Source organism: Campylobacter sp. 2018MI10 (assembly GCF_018501175.1).
Lineage (GTDB): Bacteria > Campylobacterota > Campylobacteria > Campylobacterales > Campylobacteraceae > Campylobacter_E.
The window spans coordinates 72,598-95,030 of the sequence record NZ_JAHCZD010000001.1 but is presented as its reverse complement, the minus strand read 5'-3'; the positions used below and the strand labels follow the sequence as shown (position 1 = coordinate 95,030).

Annotated in this window: 17 protein-coding genes and 1 pseudogene; 16 read left to right on the top strand and 2 right to left on the bottom strand. The window is 28.3% G+C overall.

Going from position 1 to position 22,433, the window contains the following annotated elements; translation table 11 throughout:
• Window positions 1–1,021 precede the first annotated feature (1,021 nt).
• From KJR01_RS00420 to KJR01_RS00360, 13 genes and pseudogenes are all read left to right on the top strand, one after another.
• Window positions 1,022–3,070, top strand: a pseudogene (locus tag KJR01_RS00420) (cytochrome c biogenesis protein); the annotation flags it as partial.
• The gene (locus KJR01_RS00415; protein WP_214115802.1) at window positions 3,067–3,507 is read left to right on the top strand and encodes a hypothetical protein; all 441 of its coding nucleotides are present in this window, start codon (window positions 3,067–3,069) and stop codon (window positions 3,505–3,507) included. The pseudogene KJR01_RS00420 and the gene KJR01_RS00415, both read left to right, overlap by 4 nt.
• On the top strand, window positions 3,508–4,551 hold the full coding sequence (locus KJR01_RS00410; protein ID WP_214115801.1) for an LptF/LptG family permease: 1,044 nt from the start codon (window positions 3,508–3,510) through the stop codon (window positions 4,549–4,551).
• Window positions 4,552–4,569: 18 nt separating this feature from the next.
• Window positions 4,570–5,781 carry a diaminopimelate decarboxylase gene (gene lysA / locus KJR01_RS00405; RefSeq protein WP_214115800.1) on the top strand — a complete coding sequence of 404 codons (1,212 nt, stop codon included), beginning with the start codon at window positions 4,570–4,572 and terminating at the stop codon, window positions 5,779–5,781.
• A 4-nt stretch (window positions 5,782–5,785) separates the two neighbouring features.
• Entirely contained in the window at window positions 5,786–6,850 is a 1,065-nt protein-coding gene (gene pheA, locus KJR01_RS00400) for a prephenate dehydratase (protein ID WP_214116008.1), read from the top strand.
• Window positions 6,847–8,535, top strand: coding sequence for a flagellar basal-body MS-ring/collar protein FliF (gene fliF / locus KJR01_RS00395; protein ID WP_214115799.1), 1,689 nt, complete (start codon window positions 6,847–6,849; stop codon window positions 8,533–8,535). The genes pheA and fliF overlap by 4 nt, the downstream gene beginning before the upstream one ends.
• A complete protein-coding gene (gene fliG / locus KJR01_RS00390; protein ID WP_214115798.1) occupies window positions 8,535–9,563 on the top strand; it encodes a flagellar motor switch protein FliG in 1,029 nt (342 codons plus the stop codon). The genes fliF and fliG overlap by 1 nt, the downstream gene beginning before the upstream one ends.
• Window positions 9,560–10,345, top strand: a complete 786-nt coding sequence (locus tag KJR01_RS00385; protein WP_214115797.1) for a FliH/SctL family protein — start codon at window positions 9,560–9,562, stop codon at window positions 10,343–10,345. The genes fliG and KJR01_RS00385 overlap by 4 nt, the downstream gene beginning before the upstream one ends.
• Window positions 10,335–12,140: a 1-deoxy-D-xylulose-5-phosphate synthase gene (dxs, locus tag KJR01_RS00380; protein ID WP_214115796.1), complete on the top strand. Its 1,806-nt coding sequence runs from the start codon at window positions 10,335–10,337 to the stop codon at window positions 12,138–12,140. The genes KJR01_RS00385 and dxs overlap by 11 nt, the downstream gene beginning before the upstream one ends.
• Window positions 12,137–12,646: a phosphorylase family protein gene (locus KJR01_RS00375; RefSeq protein ID WP_214115795.1), complete on the top strand. Its 510-nt coding sequence runs from the start codon at window positions 12,137–12,139 to the stop codon at window positions 12,644–12,646. The genes dxs and KJR01_RS00375 overlap by 4 nt, the downstream gene beginning before the upstream one ends.
• Complete coding sequence (rlmN, locus tag KJR01_RS00370) at window positions 12,643–13,707, top strand: dual-specificity RNA methyltransferase RlmN (protein ID WP_214115794.1); 1,065 nt, start codon at window positions 12,643–12,645, stop codon at window positions 13,705–13,707. Before KJR01_RS00375 ends, rlmN begins: the two co-directional genes overlap by 4 nt.
• Complete coding sequence (locus tag KJR01_RS00365; protein ID WP_214115793.1) at window positions 13,688–14,545, top strand: helix-turn-helix transcriptional regulator; 858 nt, start codon at window positions 13,688–13,690, stop codon at window positions 14,543–14,545. The genes rlmN and KJR01_RS00365 overlap by 20 nt, the downstream gene beginning before the upstream one ends.
• Window positions 14,545–14,919: a hypothetical protein gene (locus KJR01_RS00360; protein ID WP_214115792.1), complete on the top strand. Its 375-nt coding sequence runs from the start codon at window positions 14,545–14,547 to the stop codon at window positions 14,917–14,919. The genes KJR01_RS00365 and KJR01_RS00360 overlap by 1 nt, the downstream gene beginning before the upstream one ends.
• A gap of 4 nt (window positions 14,920–14,923) precedes the next feature.
• Here KJR01_RS00360 and KJR01_RS00355 read toward each other — a convergent pair whose 3' ends face one another.
• Window positions 14,924–15,694 (bottom strand): DUF5718 family protein, encoded by a 771-nt coding sequence (locus KJR01_RS00355; RefSeq protein ID WP_214115791.1) that lies wholly within the window; start codon window positions 15,692–15,694, stop codon window positions 14,924–14,926.
• A 95-nt stretch (window positions 15,695–15,789) separates the two neighbouring features.
• On the opposite strand from KJR01_RS00355, the gene KJR01_RS00350 reads away from it, so the two are divergent.
• A complete protein-coding gene (locus KJR01_RS00350) occupies window positions 15,790–19,908 on the top strand; it encodes a hypothetical protein (protein WP_214115790.1) in 4,119 nt (1,372 codons plus the stop codon).
• 32 nt (window positions 19,909–19,940) lie between these two features.
• On the opposite strand, the gene KJR01_RS00345 is transcribed toward KJR01_RS00350, so the two are convergent.
• On the bottom strand, window positions 19,941–21,020 hold the full coding sequence (locus KJR01_RS00345) for an Mrp/NBP35 family ATP-binding protein (RefSeq protein ID WP_214115789.1): 1,080 nt from the start codon (window positions 21,018–21,020) through the stop codon (window positions 19,941–19,943).
• 51 nt (window positions 21,021–21,071) lie between these two features.
• On the opposite strand from KJR01_RS00345, the gene KJR01_RS00340 reads away from it, so the two are divergent.
• Together KJR01_RS00340 and smpB are read left to right on the top strand one after the other, a co-directional pair.
• Window positions 21,072–21,977, top strand: coding sequence for a lipoprotein N-acyltransferase Lnb domain-containing protein (locus KJR01_RS00340; protein ID WP_214115788.1), 906 nt, complete (start codon window positions 21,072–21,074; stop codon window positions 21,975–21,977).
• An 8-nt stretch (window positions 21,978–21,985) separates the two neighbouring features.
• Complete coding sequence (gene smpB / locus KJR01_RS00335; protein WP_214115787.1) at window positions 21,986–22,423, top strand: SsrA-binding protein SmpB; 438 nt, start codon at window positions 21,986–21,988, stop codon at window positions 22,421–22,423.
• Window positions 22,424–22,433: the final 10 nt, after the last annotated feature.

Genomic DNA, 22,433 nt, shown 5'->3' with positions numbered 1-22,433 from the left:
TAATAAAAATTATTATTTATTGCTTTTGTTTAAATTTAGCTAATTTTTTTTAGTTAAAATTTATCTTTAACAATCACAAGGAATAACAATGTATAAGATGATATCAAGTATGAAATTAAGCATAATTTTGTTTTTGTTGTTTGCTTTTGCTAGTGGTTTAGCAACTTTTATAGAAAGCAAATATGGAACTCCTACAGCTTGGGCTTTAATATATGCTAGCTGGTGGTTTGCTGCTATTCAGGTATTGCTAGGAATTAATTTATTTTTTGCAATATTTAGATATAAAATGTATGAAAAATTACCGCTTTTTATATTCCATCTTAGTTTTTTATTTATGCTACTTGGCTCGGCACTTACTAGGTATTATGGATTTGAAGGATATATTCATATAAGAGAAAATGAAACTTCAAATATAGTAAGCTCAAGAGAAGCATTTTTTAGTATTTCTGCTATGAAAGATAATAAATACTATTCAAGCGATGAGTTTAAATATATAAGCGTAATAGGTCATAATGATGTAGATATTAACTTAGATTTAGATGGCAAAATAGCTAATTTAAAATTAGAAAAAGTTATTTTACACGCAAAACCAGCTTATAAAGAAGAAATAGGCGGAAAACCTTTTGTGTTATTAAATGTTTCAGGAGAGCAAGGCTCAAGTGCATTAGCTCTTGATGAAGGTAGATTTGTTGTATTAGGAGAAGTTGTAATAGCAAATAAAAAAGCTATTTCAATGAATGCTAAGCTTTTAGAATTTAACGAAAACAAAATTAAAGCGAATTTTGATTTAGAAATATTTGATGTTAAAAATAAGAAAAATATAAAATTATTAGCTGATAATGAATTTAGCCTTGATGATGGAATGGTAATTTCATTTGAAAATTACAAAATTGGATTTGATAAATTTTACAAAAACGGCGTTAAATACTACGAAGATAGCAAAGATAGCGAGTATCCAAATGCTTATTTAGTAAAAGTAACTTATGATAATGATAGTTTATACGCATATTTATTTGAAGGAGAAGGGCAAAAAATCACTCTAGCAAATCAAACTTTTAGCATATCTTATACTGCTAAATTACTTGAATTACCATTTAGCTTTACTTTAAACAAATTTGAATTAGAGCGTTATATGGCTTCAAATTCTCCGAAATCTTATGCAAGTTATATTAGAATAAATGATGATGAAAGTAAGGATTATAAGATTTATATGAATAATGTATTAGACCATAAAGGTTATAGATTTTATCAAAGCTCATACGATAAAGATGAGCTAGGAACTATTTTAAGTGTAAATCAAGACCCAGGCAAAATACCAACTTATATTGGATACTTATTATTAGGTATAGGATTATTTTTAAACTTAATTTACAAAAACTCACGCTTTATGATTTTAACAAAACGCTTAGCAAAAATGAGTTCATTAGTGCTTTTACTTAGTGCTTTAACTCCGCTTTTACATTCTGATGACATTAATGAAGCTATAGATAATGCTAATAAAAATCTAGCCCCAGTTAGCCTAGAAGAGCATGTAAAAGAATTAAGCGTTTTACCAGTTCAAAAAGACAATGGAAGAATAGCTCCATTTGGCTCATTAGCACTTGATTTAGTAAATAAAATTCATAAAACAAGCACTTATCAAGGCAAAGATGCAACAGAGCTTTTAATATGGATTATGAGTGATTTTAAAGACTTTTCTAAAGAAAAATTTATTTATCTAAGCAATCAAGAAATAAGAGATTTTTTAAATCTTGGCAAGGGTAAATATGCTAGTTTTTATGATTTTTTTCCAAATAATGTATATGCTTTAAAAGATGAAGTAGATAAAGCTTTAAGAACCAATCCAAACAAGCGTGGAACTTATGAAAAAGAATTATTAAAAGTTGATGAGCGTTTAAATCTTTTATATTATGCTTCTTTAGGTGGTTATGTAAGAGCTAGTTTTGAAGATGGTAAAGCTTTAAATGTCTTAGAAACTAGCAAACCTGATTTAAAAGCTTATTTTTTATCATTAATAAATGCAAATAAAGACAATAATTATGCTTTAAGCTCAAAGATTTTAAATGAGATTAAGGCAAGTCAAGGAACTAATATTGATGAAGCAAAATTTAAATTAGAAATCGCTTTTGATAAGGTAGGGATTTTTACAAAATTAAGCCCTGTTTATTTATTAGGTGGTTTAGTGCTATTAATTTTAGTATTTTCAAGAATGATTAGTGGTAAAACAAGTCTAAAAACTGCCTTTAAAATAGTTTATTATCTAAATATTTTAGTTTTCATAGTTCATACAATTGCACTTGCTATTAGGGGATATTTAAGTGGTCATGCACCTTGGTCAAATTCTTATGAAAGTTTATTGTATATTTCTTGGGCATTAAGCTTAAGTGGTATTGTATTTTCTAAAAAAAGTCCTATTTCATTATCGCTTACATCAATTCTTGCAGCTATTGTTTTAATGGTAGCTCATCTTAGTTCAATTGACCCACAAATAGGCAATCTCGCACCTGTTTTACAAAGTTATTGGCTAACAATTCATGTGAGCGTTATTACGGCAAGTTACGGCTTTTTAGGTCTATGTGCTTTACTTGGAATTTTTGTATTAGTTTTATTTATTATGTTAGGAAAAAATAAAAAGCTAAATGAAAGAATAAAATCAAATATAAAAGAAGCTACAATGATTAATGAAATGGCTATGATTTTAGGCTTATCATTGCTTACTTTAGGCAATTTCTTAGGTGGTGTTTGGGCTAATGAATCTTGGGGAAGATATTGGGGCTGGGATAGTAAAGAAACTTGGGCTTTAGTATCTATTTTAGTTTATGCTGCAGTTTTACATATTAGAATGATTAAAGGAATAAATAATCAATTTACATTTGCAGTATGCTCTATGTTTGCATATTTGAGTATTATTATGACTTATTTTGGAGTGAATTACTTTTTAACAGGTATGCACTCATATGCTGCAGGAGAAGCTGCTAGCGTGCCTATTTATGCTTACATTAGCGTAGGAGTTATGGCGTTATTAGCGATTGTTGCAAGTAAAAATAAAAAGGAAGCAGAACTTTTATGAGAGATAATGTATTTATAATTGTCGGTGTAGTAGCTTTTTTAGTAATTATTGCTCTAGTTTTTTATTTTATAATCAAGAGCTCAAAAAATAAAGAAAATCAAATTCTTACACAAGAAAAGCAAGAAGTAGTCAAGAAAGTAAATGCTTTAGATGATTTGATAAAAGCAGCAAAGAGTGCAAAAACTCCAGCTGCTTTAAATAAAGTAGTTTTAGCGTTTTTACAAAGTCAAAGTCTTGAAAATAGAGCAAGTCTTACAACTTTAAGTGAAGATGCTAAAAAAAAATTAGGATTTATTAGTGTTGTTTGTGCTAACAAATGTGCTGAAGCAAAATTAATTGCTTTTTTAAATCACGAATTGGGTAAAAAATATCCAAGTTACAAAAGAGAAATAGATTTATATGAGAATTTAGGACTTGCAAGAAGAAGGATGAAGTAATTGAATAAACTTTATTTTAGGTATCTTGCAAGCCTTTATCTTAAAAATTGTTTAATTTTTATTATTGCTTTTGTAGGATTTTATTTATTTATAGATATTTTAATTAATTATAAAAAGCTGCATTTAAATACTAATATATTCTTATTATATATTGTATATACAATGCTTACAGCTTTTTATTATATATTGCCAATAGCTTTAATACTTGCTATGATTTTTACAAAAATATCTCTTATTAAAAAAAATGAATTTATAGCGTTTTATTCTTTAGGGCTTAGCAAAAACGCAAGTGTTAAGCCTATAATGTTTATAAGTTTAATAATAAGTTTTATCGCAATTTTTTTAAACTATACAAATATTGCTTATGCAGAAAATTATAAAAGTAATATTTTAAAATACGGATATTTAAGCAAAGAACAAATGGATTTGTTTTTTAAATATCAAGATGATTATATTTATATAAAAAGCTATGATAAATCTACAATGAATGATATTAAAATTATCAAAAAAACAAATAATGAAATATCTAAAATCATCTTAGCAAAAAGAGCAAATTTTATTGATAATAATTGGGTTTTAGAAGACGCAAAAGTTATGGAATTTAAATTAGGAAATAATTTTGATGATACCTTTATAATTAATCAAAATTTAGAAAAAGAAATGATTTTAAAAGATTTTAACCCAAGTTTGCTTGATAATTTAGGCACTGATGATAGTTCTTTAAAAGACGCATTTTTTTATCTTAATAATTTTGAAGCTAATAAAAACATAGCAAGAGCTAGTATTTATAAGCAAAGTATATTTTTATTATATGCTCCATTTTTTATGCTTATAATTTTTTACAATATTCCTATTATGCCAAGATATAATGATTTAAATATCTATGCTTTAACATATACAAGTTTATCTTTATTAGTTTATGGAGTTTTATTTTTGCTATTAAGATTTGCTAGTAATGGTAGTATAAATCCTGAACTAGCTATTCTTTTGCCAATAAGTATAATTATTGTATATTCATTAATGAAGTTTAATAAAAATAAGTGATTATAAAAGGAGCAAAAAATGGACTTTTTAAAACTTGCAAATGGTATTAATACACCTTTTTATTTGTATGATTTTAACGAGATTGAAAATAGATTTAATAGTATTAAAAAAGCATTTAGTGGAGCTAAAAATAATATTTTTTACGCGGTTAAGGCTAATTCAAATTTATCTTTATTAAAGTTTTTAGCGAATTTAGATAGTGGATTTGATTGTGTTAGTGCAAATGAGATTAGAAGAGCTTTAAAAGTAGGTGCTAAACCTTATAAAATAATTTTTAGTGGGGTTGGTAAAAGTGCAAGTGAATTAGAATTTGCAATAGAGCAAAAAATACTTTATATAAATGTAGAAAGTAGTGCTGAATTAGAGCTTTTAGAAAGTATTGCAAAGAGTAAAAACCAAGTAGTAAATATAAGTATTCGTGTAAATCCTAATATAGATGCAAAAACTCATCCTTATATTTCAACAGGTCTTAAAGAAAACAAATTCGGAGTTAGCCTAGATAATGCTAGGGCTATGTTTTTAAAAGCACATAAATCAGATTATTTAAATCCAGTAGGAGTTCATTTTCATATAGGTTCAAATATCTTAGAATTAAGTAGTATCATCCAAGCTGCTATTTTGGTAGAAAAATTTATAAAAGAGCTAAATACCGCAGGGCTAAATATTAAGTTTTTTGATATTGGTGGCGGAGTTGGTATTAAATACAAAAATGATGAAATCGAGCCTAATTTAGATGAGTTTGCACATATGATTAAAAATATTGCAAAAGCACAAGATTTGACAATTTGCTGTGAGCCAGGTCGTTATATTGTAGGAAATGCAGGTTATTTAGTAAGCAAGGTTTTATATGAAAAAATTAACGAAGGAAAAAGATTTGTAATATGCGATGCTTCTATGTGTGAACTAATTCGCCCAAGTTTATACGAAGCATATCACGAGATTTTAAGCTTTCCTAGTGTAAATAAGTTAAACGAAAGTAGCAAGGCTGATTTAGTTGGTGGAGTTTGTGAAAGTGGAGATTTCTTAGCAAAAGATATAGTTTTACCACCTTTAATGGCAAATGATTTAGTAGTTATTAAAAGTTCAGGAGCTTACGGATTTGTAATGAGCTCAAATTATAATTCAAGAACAAAGGTTGCTGAATATTCTTTATATAACAATGAGTTAAAATTAATAAATAAAGCTCAAAGTTTTGATGAATTAATAGCTAATGAATTATCTTGTTTGTGAGTATATTATGAATTTAGAAGAAATTAGACAAAATATAAATAAAATTGATGATGAAATAATTAAATTATTAAATCAAAGAATGGAATTTGTAAAGCAAGTTGGTATTTTAAAGCATAATGAAGGTAGTCCAATTTATCGTCCTGTAAGAGAAAACGAGATAATAAATAGATTAAGTGAAAATAGCAAAGGCTTATTAGAAAAAGACGCAATTAAAGCAATTTATCAAGAGATTTTTGCAATTTCAAGAAATCTTGAATTACCACAAAGAGTTGCGTTTTTAGGTCCAATTGGCACTTATACTCATCAAGCAGCAAGATTGTGGTTTGGAGCGCTTAGTGAATATATTGAGATTGCTACTATTGAAGATGTTTTTGTTAGTTTAAATAACGATGAAGTATCTTATGCAGTAGTTCCTATAGAAAACAATACAGAAGGTGGGGTTGGAGCTACTCTTGATTGTCTTGCAAAATACGATGATATTTTGATTTTTGCTGAAAATTATTTAGATATTCATCATTCATTCGCAAGCACAACTGATGATATAAGAGATATTAAAGTGATTTTTTCTCATCCACAAGGCTATAATCAGTGTAAAAAATTCTTAGAAGCTCATAATATTTTAGACATTGAGTTTGTCCCTACAAAAAGCACAGCTGCTGCTGCAAAATTAGCAAAAGATACGCCAAACTCAGCTGCAATTTGCTCAAAAATTGCAGCAAAACTAAGCGATTTGCCTTTAATGTTTGAGTGTATTGAAGATAATAAGGCAAATAAAACTAGATTTTTAGTGCTTAGCAAACATTCTTGCGAAAAATCAAGCAATTCTAAAACATCAATTCTAGCAAATACAGCACATAAAGCAGGTGCTTTAGTTGATTTGCTTAATGAGTTTAAAGAAGCAAATATCAACTTAACTAAAATTGAATCAAGACCTTTAAAGAAAAAAGAATTTGAATATAGTTTTTTTATTGATTTTGACGGACATATTGATGATTTGAATGTGCAAAAAATCTTAAAAAATAAAACAAATATAAAATGGCTTGGCTCATATTTAAAGAATGATAAATGATTAAGCAATTTTTACAAGGAATAGGCAAGTTCTATTCGGGTTTAGAAAAAAAACAAAAACTAACTATATTAGCAGCCATTATTGCAACCGTTGCTTTTATAGTTTTTTTACTCGTATATAATTCTGGTAATAATAAAAACTACTCTGGATATTCTGTTTTATTTGATGAATTAGATACTAAAAATTCAGCTGCAGTTGTGTCAATATTAGAAAAAAATCAGATAAATTATATTTTAAAAGATGAAAGCACCATTTTAGTTCCAAGTGCTGATGTTTATAAGCAGCGTTTAGAAGTGGCAAGTGCTGGAATTTTAAAGGATAATAAAGTAGGTTTTGAGATTTTTGATAAACAAGAATTTGGAGCTACTGATGAAGAACAAAAAATCAAGTTTAAAAGAGCTTTAGAAGGCGAATTAGCAAGAACAATTGAGAGCCTAAATCCTATTAATAAAGCTGCAGTTCATATTGCTTTTGGTAAAGAATCTTTATTTGTAAAAGAAAAAGAGCCACCAACAGCTTCAGTGGTTTTAAATATTAAAATGGGTATGAAATTAGGTCAAAAACAAGTTTTAGGGATTAAAAATTTAATAGCATCATCAGTAGCTGGTTTAAGTGTTGAGAATGTTAAAATAATTGACCAAAATGGAGTTAATTTAGGTGCTGATGAAGTAGGGCTTGATGTAGATGAATTAAACGCACAAATAAATTATAAAAAAGAATATGAAAATTCATTAGAGCAAAAGATTATAAATGTTTTAGCACCTGTTCTTGGTGGTTGGGATAGAGTTGTTGCTAGAGTTAATGCTGATTTTAATTTTGATAAGGCAAATAGTCAAAGTGAAGTGTTTGACCCAAATTCAGTCGCTAGAAGTGAGCAAAGCTTAGAAGAGAAAAAAGAAGGCAAAAAAGGTAAAGAAGTAGGCGGAGTGCCAGGAGCAATATCAAATATTGGACCTGTTCAAGGCATTGAAGATGGAGAAAATAAAGAAAGTTATAGCAAAAATCAAAGCACAATTAATTATGAAATATCTAAAAAAATTACAACCATCAAAGGTCAATTTGCAACCTTAAATAGAATTAGTGCAGCAGTAGTAGTAGATGGAAAATACGAAATTGATGAAAACGGCGAAGTAAAATATGTAGCAATTAGCGATGATGAGCTTAAAAAACTGCAAGGTTTAGTAAAAAACGCAATAGGATTTAATGATACTAGAGGAGATAGCGTTAGTGTTGATAATATTAGATTTAATAATATTAAAGCTCCAGTTCCACCATCAATTAAAATTACTAATTTCTTAGAAAGCTATATAATGCCGTTTATTCCACCTGCAAAATATATTTTTGCTATGGTGTTAATGTTTATATTTTATAAAAAGGTTATATCTCCGTTTATTAAGAAAATGCTTGAGGATAAGGTATTTACACCTGAAGAATTAGAAGAAATTAGGCGTGAAGAAGGTGCTGATGATGAAGAAGATGCGATAGAAAAATACCAACAAGCTAAGAAAAGAGTTGAAGAACAACTTGGAATTGACGCTGGATTTAGTGAAGATGAATTACAATATGATATTTTACTTGAAAAATTAAAAACTATTAGCACAGAAAAAAGTGATGAGGTTGCTATGCTATTTAAAAGTTTATTAAAAAACGATGCTGAATTTAATCAATCTCAAAAGGAAATGTAATGGCAAATTTAAGCAACGAACAAAAAAGCTTATATAATGATTTAAGTATTTTAGAAAAAATTGCAATATTTTTGGTTCTAATGGGAGAAGAGCCAAGCACACTAATATTTTCAAATCTTGATACAGATATGGTAATTGAAATCACAAAATATATTGCAAGTGCAAAGCAAGTCGATAGAGCAGTAGCTACTGCTGTATTAGAAGAATTTCACGCTTTACTTAAGTCAAATCAGTATATTAAAAATGGTGGTTTGGAATTTGCTAAAGAGATTTTATACAATACTTATGGGATTGAAGAAGCTGAAAAAATCTTATCAAAATTAGCAAAAACTTTAGATGGAAATCAAGCATTTTCTTATCTTAGCAATATTAAACCTCAACAATTAGCTGACTTTATCGTAAATGAATATCCACAAACAATAGCTTTAATTATTGCACATATGGAGCCTACTAGAGCAGCTGAGACTTTAGAGTTTTTTGAAGATAATTTAAGAAGTGAAGTAATCCATAGAATTGCTACTTTAGGTGATATTAGCCCAAGTATTATTAAAAGAGTTTCAACCGTTTTAGAGAGTAAATTACAATCTCTTACATCTTATAAAGTTGAAGTTGGTGGGACTAGAGCAGTTGCTGAAGTGCTTAATCGCCTAGGTCAAAAATCAAGCAAATCAACTATTGCATATTTAGAGCAAACTGATGAAAAACTTGCAACTACTATTAAAGATATGATGTTTACTTTTGATGATATTACTAAATTAGGCACAACAGCAATTAGAGAGATATTAAAAGTTGCTGATAAAAAAGATTTAATGATAGCTTTAAAAGGAAGCACGGAAGATTTAAAAGGTATGTTTTTATCTAATATGAGCCAAAGAGCAGCGGAGAGTTTTAATGAAGAAATGGGATTTTTGGGTGCTGTTAGGGTAAAAGATGTAGAAGAAGCACAAAGAAAAATCGTTGAAGTTGTTCAAAAGCTTAATGAAAGCGGAGTAATACAATTAGGCGAAAGTGATGAGATGATAGAATGATGAAAACTATTATTGATAATAAAGCCAAAGAGCATCATATTCAAAATTATAAATTTAAAATTCTAAGTTCATTTGACACTGATACAAGTGAAGAGCAGCTTAGTGAGGTTATTGAAACTCCACAAGAAATAAAAGAAGAGCCTGTAATAATTAAAGAAATTACTCCGCCACCACCACCGCCACCAAATCCAATCAATGAAGAAATGCTTAAAAAAATGGAAACTTTAAGCGATAATGTAGTAAAACTTCAAATGAAACTTGAAAAACAAGAAGAAGAATTTGAAAAAAGACTTTTAAATGAGATTGAAATAGCTAAAAAAAACGCTTATGAAGAAGGTTTAAACGCAGGTAAATCTCAAAATGAAGATAAAATAAACGAGCTTAGTATAAATGTATCAAATAGTATTAAAAAGCTTGAAAATAAATGCCAAGAATTAAGTGATTTTTGTGAAAAAACAAAAAGCGATTTAAACGAAGCTGCTTATTTAATAGCTAAAGAAGTAGTAAATAAAGAGTTAGAAACAAGTTCAGCAAAAATTGCTCTAGCTTATGCAAATACGATAATGCAAGGAATTGATAAAAGCATTAAGATTAAAATCAGTGTAAATCCTAAGGATTTTGATTATTTAAATAAAGAATTAAGTTCAAATAGGATTGAAATCTTAGCTGATGATGCTATTAATAAGGGTTGTTTGATTATTAATTCAGATACATTAAATACTCAAATTAACTTAAAAGAAAGATTAGCACAAGCAAGGAGTATGATATTAGATGAAGCGTAAAATTGAAAATATCAAAAGCCTTAATGAAAACGAATTAAAAGAATTATGTAGTGATATAAGAGCTACAATCATTGAGCAAGTTAGCAAAAACGGCGGTCATTTATCGTCTAATTTAGGCGTGGTTGAACTAAGCGTTGTTCTTCATCATTTATTTGATATAAAGGAAAATCCTTTAATTTTTGATGTATCTCATCAATGCTACGCACATAAAATATTAACAAATAGGAATTTAGAAAATCTAAGACAATTTAATGGAATTAGTGGTTATACCGAGCCAAATGAGAGCGAGTATGATTTTTTTATAGCAGGGCATTCATCTACTTCAATATCTCTTGCAACGGGGGTTGCAAAGGCTTTTAGTCTTAATAAAAAAGATGCAATTCCAATTGCTATTATTGGTGATGGGGCGATGGGCTGTGGATTAGCTTATGAAGCTTTAAATGAATTAGGAGATAGAAAATATCCAAGTATTATTATCTTAAATGATAATAAAATGAGTATTAGTAAGCCTATTGGTGCTGTTTCAAGATTTTTATCAAAAAGTTTATCAAGTCCAATTTATCAAAAATTTAAAAAAGGCGTTGAAGCAATGCTTGAATACTTGCCTGAAGGTGCTAGATATACTGCAAAAAGATTTGAAGATGGATTTAAATTAATCACTCCTGCTGGAATGTTTTTTGAAGAATTAGGACTTGAATATATTGGCCCAATTGATGGGCATAATATTGCTGATTTAATAACTGCATTAAATCTAGCAAAAAGTCTTAAAAAGCCTGTATTATTGCATATTCAAACAATCAAAGGCTATGGTTATGAGTATTCTTTAAATGATGAGGGTAGTTGGCACGGAGTTGGAGCTTTTGATATAAAAACAGGTAAGAGTTTAAGTAGTTCAAAAAAACCTAGTGCAACGGCAATTTTTAGTGATATTTTAGATGAACTAGCAAGTAAAAATGAAAAAATAGTAGGTCTTAGTGCAGCTATGCCAAGTGGCACTGGAATTGATAAATTAATAGCAAAATATCCTAATAGATTTTATGATGTAGGAATAGCAGAAGCTCACGCAGTAACTTCAATGGCAGCTATGAGTAAATGTGGTTTTATGCCTGTTGTAGCTATTTATTCAACTTTTTTGCAAAGAGCTTATGATAGTTTAATTCACGATTGTGCAATACTTAATCTTAATATGGTTTTTGCACTTGATCGTGCAGGGATTGTAGGAAATGATGGCAAAACTCATCAAGGAGCTTTTGATATTTCATATATATCTTGCATACCTAATTTTAAAATTTGTGCCCCAACGAATGCTAAAAGTTTTAAATTATTGCTTGAATACGCTACAAGTAAAGTTGGGTTAATTGCTATTCGCTATCCAAGGGGAAGTTTTGCTTTAGATGAGAGCTATGAGCCAAGCTTAAAAACTCATTTTATTAAAAATGTAAATTCTAATATAAGCTTTTTAGGTTTTGGAGAAGGCGTTGCAAAAGCTTTAGCAGTTAGTGAAGAAATCAATGCAAATGTAATTGATTTAGTATTTGCTAAACCACTTGATAAAGAGTTTTTATTAAATCTTGCTAAGAGTTCAAAAGAATGGCATATTTTTAGCGAAAGTGCAAAAATAGGCGGATTAAATTCTATAATTTCTAGCTTTTTAAAAGAATATGATTTAGACATTAAATTAATATCTTATGAATATGAAGATGAGTTTATAACTCACGGAAATACAAATGAAGTTATGCAAAGCTTAGGGCTTGATGCAAAAAGTATTATAAATAAAATTAAAGGCAATAAATGATAGTTAGTGCAGGAATAAGTGAGATTTATGATTACGCAGAGCCTATTGGATTAGGTAGTAATTGCGCTATAAAACTTAGCGAATTAATACTTAAAAAGCAGCCAAAAAGATTGATTTTTATAGGTTCAATGGGGCTTTATACTAAAGAAATTGAGCTTTTTAGCGTAAATGAGTTTAAAAGTGCTGTAAATATTGAATTAGCTATGTTAGATGATTTAGTTTATACCCCTATGAAAACTAATGAAGTTTCTAATTTAAATTCTTCTAATTATATTTGTAAAAATTACGAATACGCTAAGAAAATGAATGAAAAATACGGGATATTAGGCGAAAATATGGAGTGTTTTAGTTTTTTTGCGACTGCTAATTATTATAAAATCCCAGCTAGTGCAATTTTAGTAGCGACTAATTATTGTGATGAATTCGCACACGAAGAATATATAAAAAACATAGCAAAAGCTAATGAAATACTAGAAAATTACTTAGAAAACAAAGGACTTTTATGAAAGAATTATTAGATTTTTTACCAGAAGAATATAACCTTAGTCCAAAATATCTAAATAATGAATTAGCAAAATTTGTATATCAAAAATATATAAATGATTTTAGCGAAGCTACAAGTTTATCAAAAGCTCTAAGAGAACAATTAAAAAATGAATTTAACATTATGCCACTTAGCTTAAAAATAGCTCAAACAAGCATTGATGGGAGTATTAAATTCTTATTTTCCTTGCACGATAATCACACAATAGAAAGCGTTTTGCTACCTATGAAAAAAGAAAGAATAGAAAATGGTGTGAAAAAAAGTGCAAAATACACTATTTGTATAAGTAGCCAAGTAGGTTGCAAAAGTGGTTGTGCCTTTTGTTTAACGGGTAAAAGTGGGCTTATTAGAAATCTTAGCACAGCTGAAATAGTAGCTCAAGTATTATTTATCAAAAAATACGCAAAAATCCCTTATGAGCAAGGTATTAATATAGTTTTTATGGGTATGGGAGAGCCACTTGATAATTTAAAAGCAGTTAGCAAGGCTATTAAAATCTTTTCTCATAATGATACTCTAGCAATATCACCACGCCGTCAAACAATCTCAACAAGTGGTCTTGCAAAGCAAATTGAAGAATTAGGCAAGATGAATTTAGGTGTATTACTTGCAATTTCGCTTCACGCTGTAAATGATACTTTAAGAGATGAATTAATGCCTATTAATAAGGCTTATAATATTGAAAGCGTTTTAAATGCGGTAAGGAATTTCCCAATAGATGCTAGAAAAAGAGTGTTATTTGAATATTTATGTTTAGGTGGGATTAATGATGATTTAAGCCACGCAAAGGCTTTAGTAAAATTACTACATGGAATAAAAGCTAAGATAAATTTAATTTATTTTAACCCACACGAAGGCAGTATCTATAAACGCCCAAGTGAAGAAAAAGTAATTGCTTTTAGAGATTATTTACAAGCACACGGACAAAACGCTACCATTAGACAAAGCAAAGGGCTTGATATTAGTGCAGCGTGCGGGCAATTAAGAAACAACGAGGATGAAAATGCAAAAACCATCATATAGAATAGCTCAAATATTAGTAAGACTTTATAATGAAGAGATATTAAATAAGCACGATTTAGCTGAAGAATTTGGAGTAAATGCTAAGACTATTCAGCGTGATATTAATGAAAGATTATCAAAATTACCAATAATTGCTAGAAGAAATGGGGATTATAGTTTAGATAAAGCTTATATCAAAAGCAATCACGAAGAGATTAGAAAACTTATAAAAATATTTGATATTACTATGCTTCCAACAAGGCTTAGCGATGAGTTTTTAAACAATCTTTTTACTCAAAAAGAACTACCAATTACTAATATTAAAAATAACGAAATTGATGATATTAGTAGTGTTTATGAGAGCTTAACTAATGCGATTTTAAATAAGGTAAAAATTAAAATAACTTATAATGCAAAAGAAAGAATTCTAATGCCTTATAAATTAGTAAATCATCAAGATATTTGGTATTTATTAGCTTGTGAAGAAGCTGAACTTAAAAGCTTTACTTTATATAAAATCAAAAATTTATTAATCACACAAGAAGAATTTATCCCAAATGAAAGCACACAAGAGCTAATTAACAATAATTCAAGTAGTTTTATATCAAATAATATTACAAATGTTATTTTAGAATTAGATTGTGTTGCTAAAGAATATTTTTTAAAAAGAGCAATATTAAAAAATCAAAGAATAATTTCAAGCCATTTAGACAAAATCATAATAGAAACAGAAACAAGTTATGAAGATGAGATTATTAGGCTAGTTTTTAAGTGGATTCCACATATTAAAATTCTTGAGCCAAAAAGCTTAGCAAATGAGTGCAAGGCTAGAATTAAAGAATATTTAAAGAATATTTAATGCAAAAGCAAAAGATATTTGAAATAATTTGTAATGAGTGCAAAGAAAAGCAAATTAGTATAGTAAATATTGAAGGATTTAGCATAATAAATGAAGAGATTTTTTGTCTAAAAAGCTCAAATAAGATTTCTTATAATGATTTAAGATATATTGATTTTGCTTATATTTTATTAGAAATTAACACTAAAAATAGTTTAATAAATGCTTTTAGTATAGCTGCAAAATTAGTAAGCGATGATTATGAAGAACATAAAGAATTATTAAAAAAATGCTTTTTGCTCTTAGATGATACAACGCATTTTAAAGACCTTGAAAAATGCTTAATAATGTTGCAATTAAAAGAAAGTTACGATAAGTTAGAAGATAAATTCTAGTAAATTATTTACTAGAATTATTGCTTTTTACTATTTGATGAAGGCAAGAGCCATCTTTAACATTTATAAATTCATCATTTTTAGAAATAGCTACAAAGATTTCATCATTATTTTTTAAATAGTGTTTTTCTCCAAAAGGAGTATAAGATAAAGCACCTAAACATATCAATAAATTTGCAGGCTTACTAGCTATTAAAGGTCTTATATCTTCAAGGGTTGCTATGTCTATTTGATTATTTATAGTATCAATTAGCCAAGTGATTAATGTATTTGAATAATAAAAATAATTTTTTATATAATCTTCGTTTGCGTATTTTATTATCTCATTATCTCTTTTTAAATAGCAGTGGATTTTATAATCATTTAATTCATCAAGATTATTTAAAGGAACTAAATTCCCAATACCTTTACTAGCAGTTGAGAAGTTCTTTTTAGAAGATATTTTATTTTCATTTACTCTTTTACTAGCATCATTAAACGCTGCATAAAATTGTGGTTTTAAATCACTTAGTTTATCATTTTCATAAAAAGCTTTAAAAATTACACATAATTCAGGCTCAATTTGAACAAAATCTCCATCTAAAATAAGCTCATTTTCACTAATACAAAATCTCTTTAAATATTCTTTATCACTATCTTTAGAGTAGAATGGAAACACACCTTTAGGTGCAAAATCACTTGTGTGTAATTCAGTAAAATCTTTAGCTTCGTTAGCTTGATTTAAATGATTAGGGACATTTCCTATCACACCTAAGCATAAATAGTCTTTAAACATTATTTTTCCTTAAATTGAAATATTTTTATAATTTATAGCATTAATTGATAAGTTTTATGTAAAATAAATATACTTTTTTTATTTTAGGAGAAAATATGAAAAAAACGATATTTCTATCCCTATGTGCGATAAGTGTATTGCACGGGAGTATGGTAACAACAGAAAATAAAATTAAAGGTATTTTTATTGGAAATGTTGATAATGCGTATGGTGCTGCACATACTAAACTTGAATTAATACAAGACTTTTATAACTATGGTCGTGATAATGCAATCATTGGTTGTCTTCACGGAAGACCTGGTAGTGATGCTTGGGCTTATTATGATTGCGCTTCTTTAATGCAAGTGTATAGTTATAAAGATGGTAGCGGAAATCCTGAAGCAGATAATGCAAATTATAGAGATAATGTGTATTGTATGGTTGATGGTAGTAATGATTTAGGAACAAATAAAATTCCAAATGCTAGTGATTTTATTGCAAATATTAATAAAGCTAATCTTGATACAGGATTATATGTTTCAAAAGACAAGATAAGCCCAAGTATTAAATATGATACTACTATATATCAATATAGTTTAGGAAATTATCAAGAATCATATAAGGATTTTGGCGTAAATACTACAGGTAGATTATTAGTAGTTGCTAACAATCAAAAAGAATACAATCCATTTAGTTTTTATCTAAGCGATAATATTAATATGAGTTCTTTTCCTAATGATTTTAAAAACTTCGTAAATCAAAATCTAGGCATACAAAATGGACAAATGATACCAGGAACAGGCTCAAAACGCTCTCATATGTATCAAAGTTGGGCTCTTTTAGCTCAAAGAACAATATCAGGTGGCAAAGATAGAGGTGCTTGGTGTAATCAGATTTATCATTGGGATAATCGTAATTTTAAAAATGGTAAAGGTTGTGGTTCTAGTGATTGGAATAGTTTAAGCGCTCATGGAAAATATGTTAGATTTTTCCATTCTTTATGGGGTTTAGGTTATCAATTTAGAGCTTCTACTGCTAGTGACCATGTTTACGATATGAAAACAGGTGCGGCTCAATATGGTGGAATAAAAAATGAATATGGTCAAGTAGTTCCTTTTGGAATTAGTGGAGACCTTTATGGTTCTGCAGAATTTAGAGGGGATGATTGGCATGTTAGACATTATCCAGAAGGCTATAAAAGAGATTTGTATTACCAAACTTATAATTTAAGAAAAATAACTGAAGCAATTACTTTAAAAAATATAAGTTTATATGGAACTAATGAGTTTAATAATAAAGATAATGTGTTTCCTTTTTTTAATAAGAATTTAGACCAAGGTAGCAATAATTCTAATGCTTTTGGTAATGATAATAAGATAGGAAAATGTTATTTTATTAATTTACAATATTATGGAAGTAAAAATCAAAATGGTTATGCAAAGTTTGAAGCTATGCAATCTAGTAAATTATTATGGAATAAACCAGCTAATGAGTTTTTACAAAACTATATAAGTAGTTTAGATGGTAAATATGCAATCGCTAATTACTCAATAGATAGAAGTAATATTTATACTAGAGCAACTTCTGGTGAAGAGCATATATTTACTTTAAATACTAGACCTACAAGTTTTAGATATGATGATGCGAAAAAATACGGCAATTCTTCAAATGGCAAAATTGGTGCTAGATATTATTTACATTTTTATCCTGACGCTGATGGAGCTAAAACTACTGAAATTGATAATACCCAAGTTCCTAGAAAAGCAAGAGTTGAAAATTTACCAAGTAGCTTTAATGAAAAAGAATTTTATGTTGTAACAGAGCTTAAATACGGGGTAAATAATAACGCTCAATTATCATTTACATACGAAGGCGTTGATTTAGACCCTAATAGATTAGGCTTTGAAAATAAACAAGAATGCGATATAAGTAGTGGTAAAAACTGCTCTAATATGAAATTTAAATTTAAAGATTTCAAATACAAAACTTATAAATTAAGCAAAACTGATGGTGGCTTTAGAGTAATTAGTGAAGATAGCGAAAGGAATGGCTATTTTGCAAGTGATTACACAACTGATGTTATGGCATTAAGAGTTGATGAAGGATTACTAGATGCAATTAAATATAAATCTGGTGAATCAATCTTATTAGAACTTACACTTGATAGAGGTTTTTATGCTGATGATAGACCATTTTTTGAAACCAATTCAACTACTATCATTAATGCTAAATCATCAGGTAAGTTTTATGTAATTATTAGTGATATTAATTTTAATGCTAGTAATGTAGATTTTGGTTCTATTTGGAACAAACAAGACCCTGATAAAATGCCTGTATTAAACAGCACTAGCACAGGCTTTAATACTACGACTGCAAATACGAGAATAGCTGGAAAACCTGTTTATTTAGGTATTCAAAGCGCAAAATCATCAAATAAATTAAATAATATTGATAATTTTGTAACTTTTGATGTAATAGACGCAAATACTAATACAATAATTAAATCAGCAAATCTTACTTATTATGACAATGGAACAAGTAAAGTTAATATTAGTCACGACAATGATTATTTAGTAAGTAATCCAATATTTACTCAAACAGGATTTAGTGGTGCTTATCCGTTTTATAATGGCGTTGTTAGAATTGATGATTTAAAAGTAGGTAGATATAAAGTATGCTATACAATATATTCTAAATCTCAAGTTCAAGAAGAAATCAATAAAAACAATAACAATAAAGACGCTAAAAGCCTAATTGAAGTGCCTGTAAAAGCTAGAAATTGTACTAATGATTTTAGTTTAAGACCTGCTTTAGTTGAATACACCACAAGCACTACATTTACAGCTGGAGAAAATGCTCTTGCGGGTGGAAAAGTAGCAGTATTTAATGCAGGATTAAAAGATGCTGATGACAAGCTAATAGTAACAAATGAAGAATTTGCTTTAACAAAAACTACTTTAAGTGTAGAAGATAGTCAAGGTAAAAATTATGATTTTAGTTTAAATGCAACTAATAAAAATACTATATCTGATAGCAATGAAGTTGCGTTTGTAAAAGACAATAATAATACCTATAAAATCAATGACGCAGTTGTAAATTTCCCATTATCAACTGATGCAAAACTTAAGTTATACGAAGGTAAATTCACAAAACCAGATAGTATTAAAGGTTTATGTAATGCAAATGCTATCAATAATAAAGTAGATGAATATGGAAAAGTAGGTTGTTTAATTGATAGTAAAAGTGCTATAGATATTAACTTTAATAGTACTAAAGAGTATGTTTTAAGAACTCCTATAATAAACAATGCCTTTACAGATGAAAAAACATTCTTTAAGAGTGAAGTAGGCGATAATAATAGCTTAAAGATTTATTATGTATTTAATAATTTAGGTGCTAAGGATACAAATAGCTTAAATTATGTATATCATAAATTTAGCAAAGACCATAATCTTGAGTATGAATTAAATTTTGATAATACTGATAAACAAGCTAAAGATAGATATTTAGTAAATATTGATGAAAATTATACGGATAAAAGCTTTAATACCACAATTAATGGTGCAAATCAAATTCTAGTAGATAGAGTTATCATTACAAAAGATAAGTTAAATAAAGATTTTGATAAAAAATTAGAAGATTTATATAACAATACAAAAACAAGTAACATTAATGCTGTTATAGCTGGATTTGCTGCACCAAAAGATAAAATATCTGTAGATTTAGAATTAGCTTATACTAAATACAAAAAAACTCCAGATAATAAAACAATAGATACTAATGCAAGTTTAGCTAAGCCAAGTGTTGCTGAGTTTTCATTATTAAAATCATCAAAAGTTTCTTTAGATGGAGCTAGCACTAATTTAGCTAATGAATACTCATTTATCTTTACTAATGTTACTTATAAAGATAATAAAGTAACAAATACTGACAAAATTACTTTAAATCCTACAACAGATTTAGAGCTTTATTATTTAAATAAGAAAAACGAAAGAACAAAAATACCTTTAAAGAGTTCTTTATATTATAAAGACGCTGGTGCTATTATTAATGAATTATCATTTAATGCTGAATATGGCTCAAGCTTTTCTAAAGATCCAAAAACAGGCGAAGTAACTATCACACTAACACCTGATAATGCTAAAAAGCAATACATTAAAGAAGTAATTAATCTTAATAATACAAGTGATTTACATGGTGGTAAGTTCAGTTTAGAATTTACAAATACTAAGTAATTTTAAGAAGGGTTTAAAAACCCTTCTTTTTATTAATGACAAGCTGGAGTGTTTGTCGTTGGTTGAATAATAGAATTATCAGCTTTAGTAGTGTTTAAAAACTCAATTAATTTAAATGCAGCTTCTTCATATCTTTTTGCTACTATTGAATTTGGCTCACACATAGAAATAGGCTTACCACTATCTCCACCCGTTCTAATTGATAAATCAATAGGAATACAAGCTAAAACAGAGCAATCATATTCATGAGCTAAATTAAGCGCTCCACCTTTACCAAAAATCTCATGCTCAACATCGCAATTAGGACAAATAAAACCACTCATATTCTCAATCACTCCAGCTACAGGTATATTCAATTTATTAAACATATCTAAAGCTCTTTTACTATCATCAAGGCTTACTGCTTGTGGGGTGCTAACGCAAACTCCTGCACTAACAGGCACGCTTTGAGCTAGAGTAATTTGTGCATCACCTGTTCCTGGAGGCATATCAAGCAATAATACATCAAGCTCACTCCATAACACATCGCATAAAAGTTGCTCAATCGCTTTCATTACCATAGAGCCTCTCCACATTAATCCTTGTCCTTCTTCAATTAAAATTCCCATACTCATAAACTCAATTCCATAAGCTTTAACAGGACGGATTTTATTGCCTACTACTACAGGTTTTTCATTTTCAGCACCAAGCATTCTTGGCATATTAGGACCATATATATCAGCATCTAGCACTCCTACTTTTTTACCAAGTTTTGCAAGTGATAATGCTAGATTTAGAGTAGTTGTGCTTTTGCCAACTCCACCTTTTCCACTACTAATCATCACAAAATGCTTAATTTGTGGAGCTAGATTTTTGATTTTTGGTCTTTTTACTTCTGGCTCTTCTAATTTTGGTTGAATGATTTTAAGCTCAAGTTTATAATGATTATTTCTAGCTATTGCTTCACATTCATTTCTAATAGCATTTGCTATTTCTACACTTGCAGCTGGAATTTCAATATCCATTAGGATAATATCTCCTGCTAATTCGCACCTTTTTACAAAACCAAAACTTACAATATCCTTTTGAAAATTAGGATATTTGACATTTTTGAATAGTTCAATTATTTCCATTTTTTCTCCTTTTTTTACCTTTTATGCTAACAAAAAAAGTAAAATAATAAGATGAAATTTGTATTTTTATTAATTATTAGTATTTTTTTAAGAGCAAGTGATATTAGTGTTTGTTATGTAAGTGATAGCTACAAGCGACTTGATACTATGTTTGGGCATATATTTTTAGCTTATAACAATAAAGCGGCTAGTTTTAATCTAAATAGTAATTTAAATATTAAAGATAATTTATCAGCACTTTTTGGAGTAGAAGGCGTTATGCAAATTTTGCCTAAGGATAAATTAATTAAGTTTTATGAAGATGATGAAAGACAAGTAAAATGCTATCCGCTTAATTTAGATGATAGCCAAGAAGCCAATCTATCAGCTTTATTTTACGAAGATGAGATTTATGATACTTATACATTTTTGCATAAAAATTGCTCATCAGCTTTAAGTATGTATGCCAAAAACTATGGTGTTAATCTTAAATCAAGCCTAATTCCAATTCGTTTTGTATCGCTTAATACTGATTATAAAAAGAACTTTCATAAAGTAGGATTGTTTTATGAATATGATAAAAAAAATAGCCTTGATTTTGAGATAAGTATTCTTAGTCTAAATGATAAATTATCTCATAGTTTAAATATATTAAACTTTAATAAAAATTATATAAGCCCTATCAAAATCAGCGAATACGAAAAGATTAGCTATGAATTTGAATTAGGAATTAGATATAAAAAGGCTAGGGTGTTTGCTAATTTTTTCTTAGGGTATTATTATGAAGGTTTTTTTATAGGGGCTAATAATTACGGCTTAAACATAGGTTATTTAAAGGATTTTGATAATTTTGGTATAAAAATTAGTGCTGATAAAAAACATATAAATCTTAATACTTATTTTGATTATAAAAATTATCGTTTAAGTTTAATTGCTAATCAAAATTACGCTAAAATCGGTCTTATATACTCATTTTAAGGATAATAATGAAAAGCGTTGCAGAGAATAAAAAAGCAAGATTTGAATATAGCATAATTGATACTTATGAATGTGGTTTTGCCTTATTAGGTAGCGAAGTTGTAGCTGTAAGACACGGCAAAATCAATTTAAAAGATTCTTTTGTAAGGATAATCAAAGGTGAAGCTTGGCTACTTGATAGCCACATAGGTCATATGAATACGGCGAATAAATACTTCACTCACGAAGATAGAAGAGCTAGGAAATTATTGCTTCATCGTGCAGAAATTGATAAATTAATAGGTAAAATCAGCACAGATGGATTTACTTTAGTAATACTAAATTGTTATTTTAAGCGTGGGATTTTGAAAGGAACTCTAGCTTTAGCAAAAGGAAAAAATCTTCACGACAAGCGTCAAGCAATCAAAGAAAGAGATTTAAAACGAGAAGCAAGAGCGTATTATTAATTAACTCTTA

Bases quoted from the DNA above. Each gene is read 5' to 3' on its own strand.
- KJR01_RS00415 (WP_214115802.1), top strand. From the start codon at position 3,067: ATGAGAGATAATGTATTTATAATTGTCGGTGTAGTAGCTTTTTTAGTA.
- lysA (WP_214115800.1), top strand. From the start codon at position 4,570: ATGGACTTTTTAAAACTTGCAAATGGTATTAATACACCTTTTTATTTG.
- fliF (WP_214115799.1), top strand. From the start codon at position 6,847: ATGATTAAGCAATTTTTACAAGGAATAGGCAAGTTCTATTCGGGTTTA.
- fliG (WP_214115798.1), top strand. From the start codon at position 8,535: ATGGCAAATTTAAGCAACGAACAAAAAAGCTTATATAATGATTTAAGT.
- KJR01_RS00385 (WP_214115797.1), top strand. From the start codon at position 9,560: ATGATGAAAACTATTATTGATAATAAAGCCAAAGAGCATCATATTCAA.
- dxs (WP_214115796.1), top strand. From the start codon at position 10,335: ATGAAGCGTAAAATTGAAAATATCAAAAGCCTTAATGAAAACGAATTA.
- KJR01_RS00375 (WP_214115795.1), top strand. From the start codon at position 12,137: ATGATAGTTAGTGCAGGAATAAGTGAGATTTATGATTACGCAGAGCCT.
- rlmN (WP_214115794.1), top strand. From the start codon at position 12,643: ATGAAAGAATTATTAGATTTTTTACCAGAAGAATATAACCTTAGTCCA.
- KJR01_RS00365 (WP_214115793.1), top strand. From the start codon at position 13,688: ATGCAAAAACCATCATATAGAATAGCTCAAATATTAGTAAGACTTTAT.
- KJR01_RS00360 (WP_214115792.1), top strand. From the start codon at position 14,545: ATGCAAAAGCAAAAGATATTTGAAATAATTTGTAATGAGTGCAAAGAA.
- KJR01_RS00355 (WP_214115791.1), bottom strand. From the start codon at position 15,694: ATGTTTAAAGACTATTTATGCTTAGGTGTGATAGGAAATGTCCCTAAT.
- KJR01_RS00350 (WP_214115790.1), top strand. From the start codon at position 15,790: ATGAAAAAAACGATATTTCTATCCCTATGTGCGATAAGTGTATTGCAC.
- KJR01_RS00345 (WP_214115789.1), bottom strand. From the start codon at position 21,020: ATGGAAATAATTGAACTATTCAAAAATGTCAAATATCCTAATTTTCAA.
- KJR01_RS00340 (WP_214115788.1), top strand. From the start codon at position 21,072: ATGAAATTTGTATTTTTATTAATTATTAGTATTTTTTTAAGAGCAAGT.
- smpB (WP_214115787.1), top strand. From the start codon at position 21,986: ATGAAAAGCGTTGCAGAGAATAAAAAAGCAAGATTTGAATATAGCATA.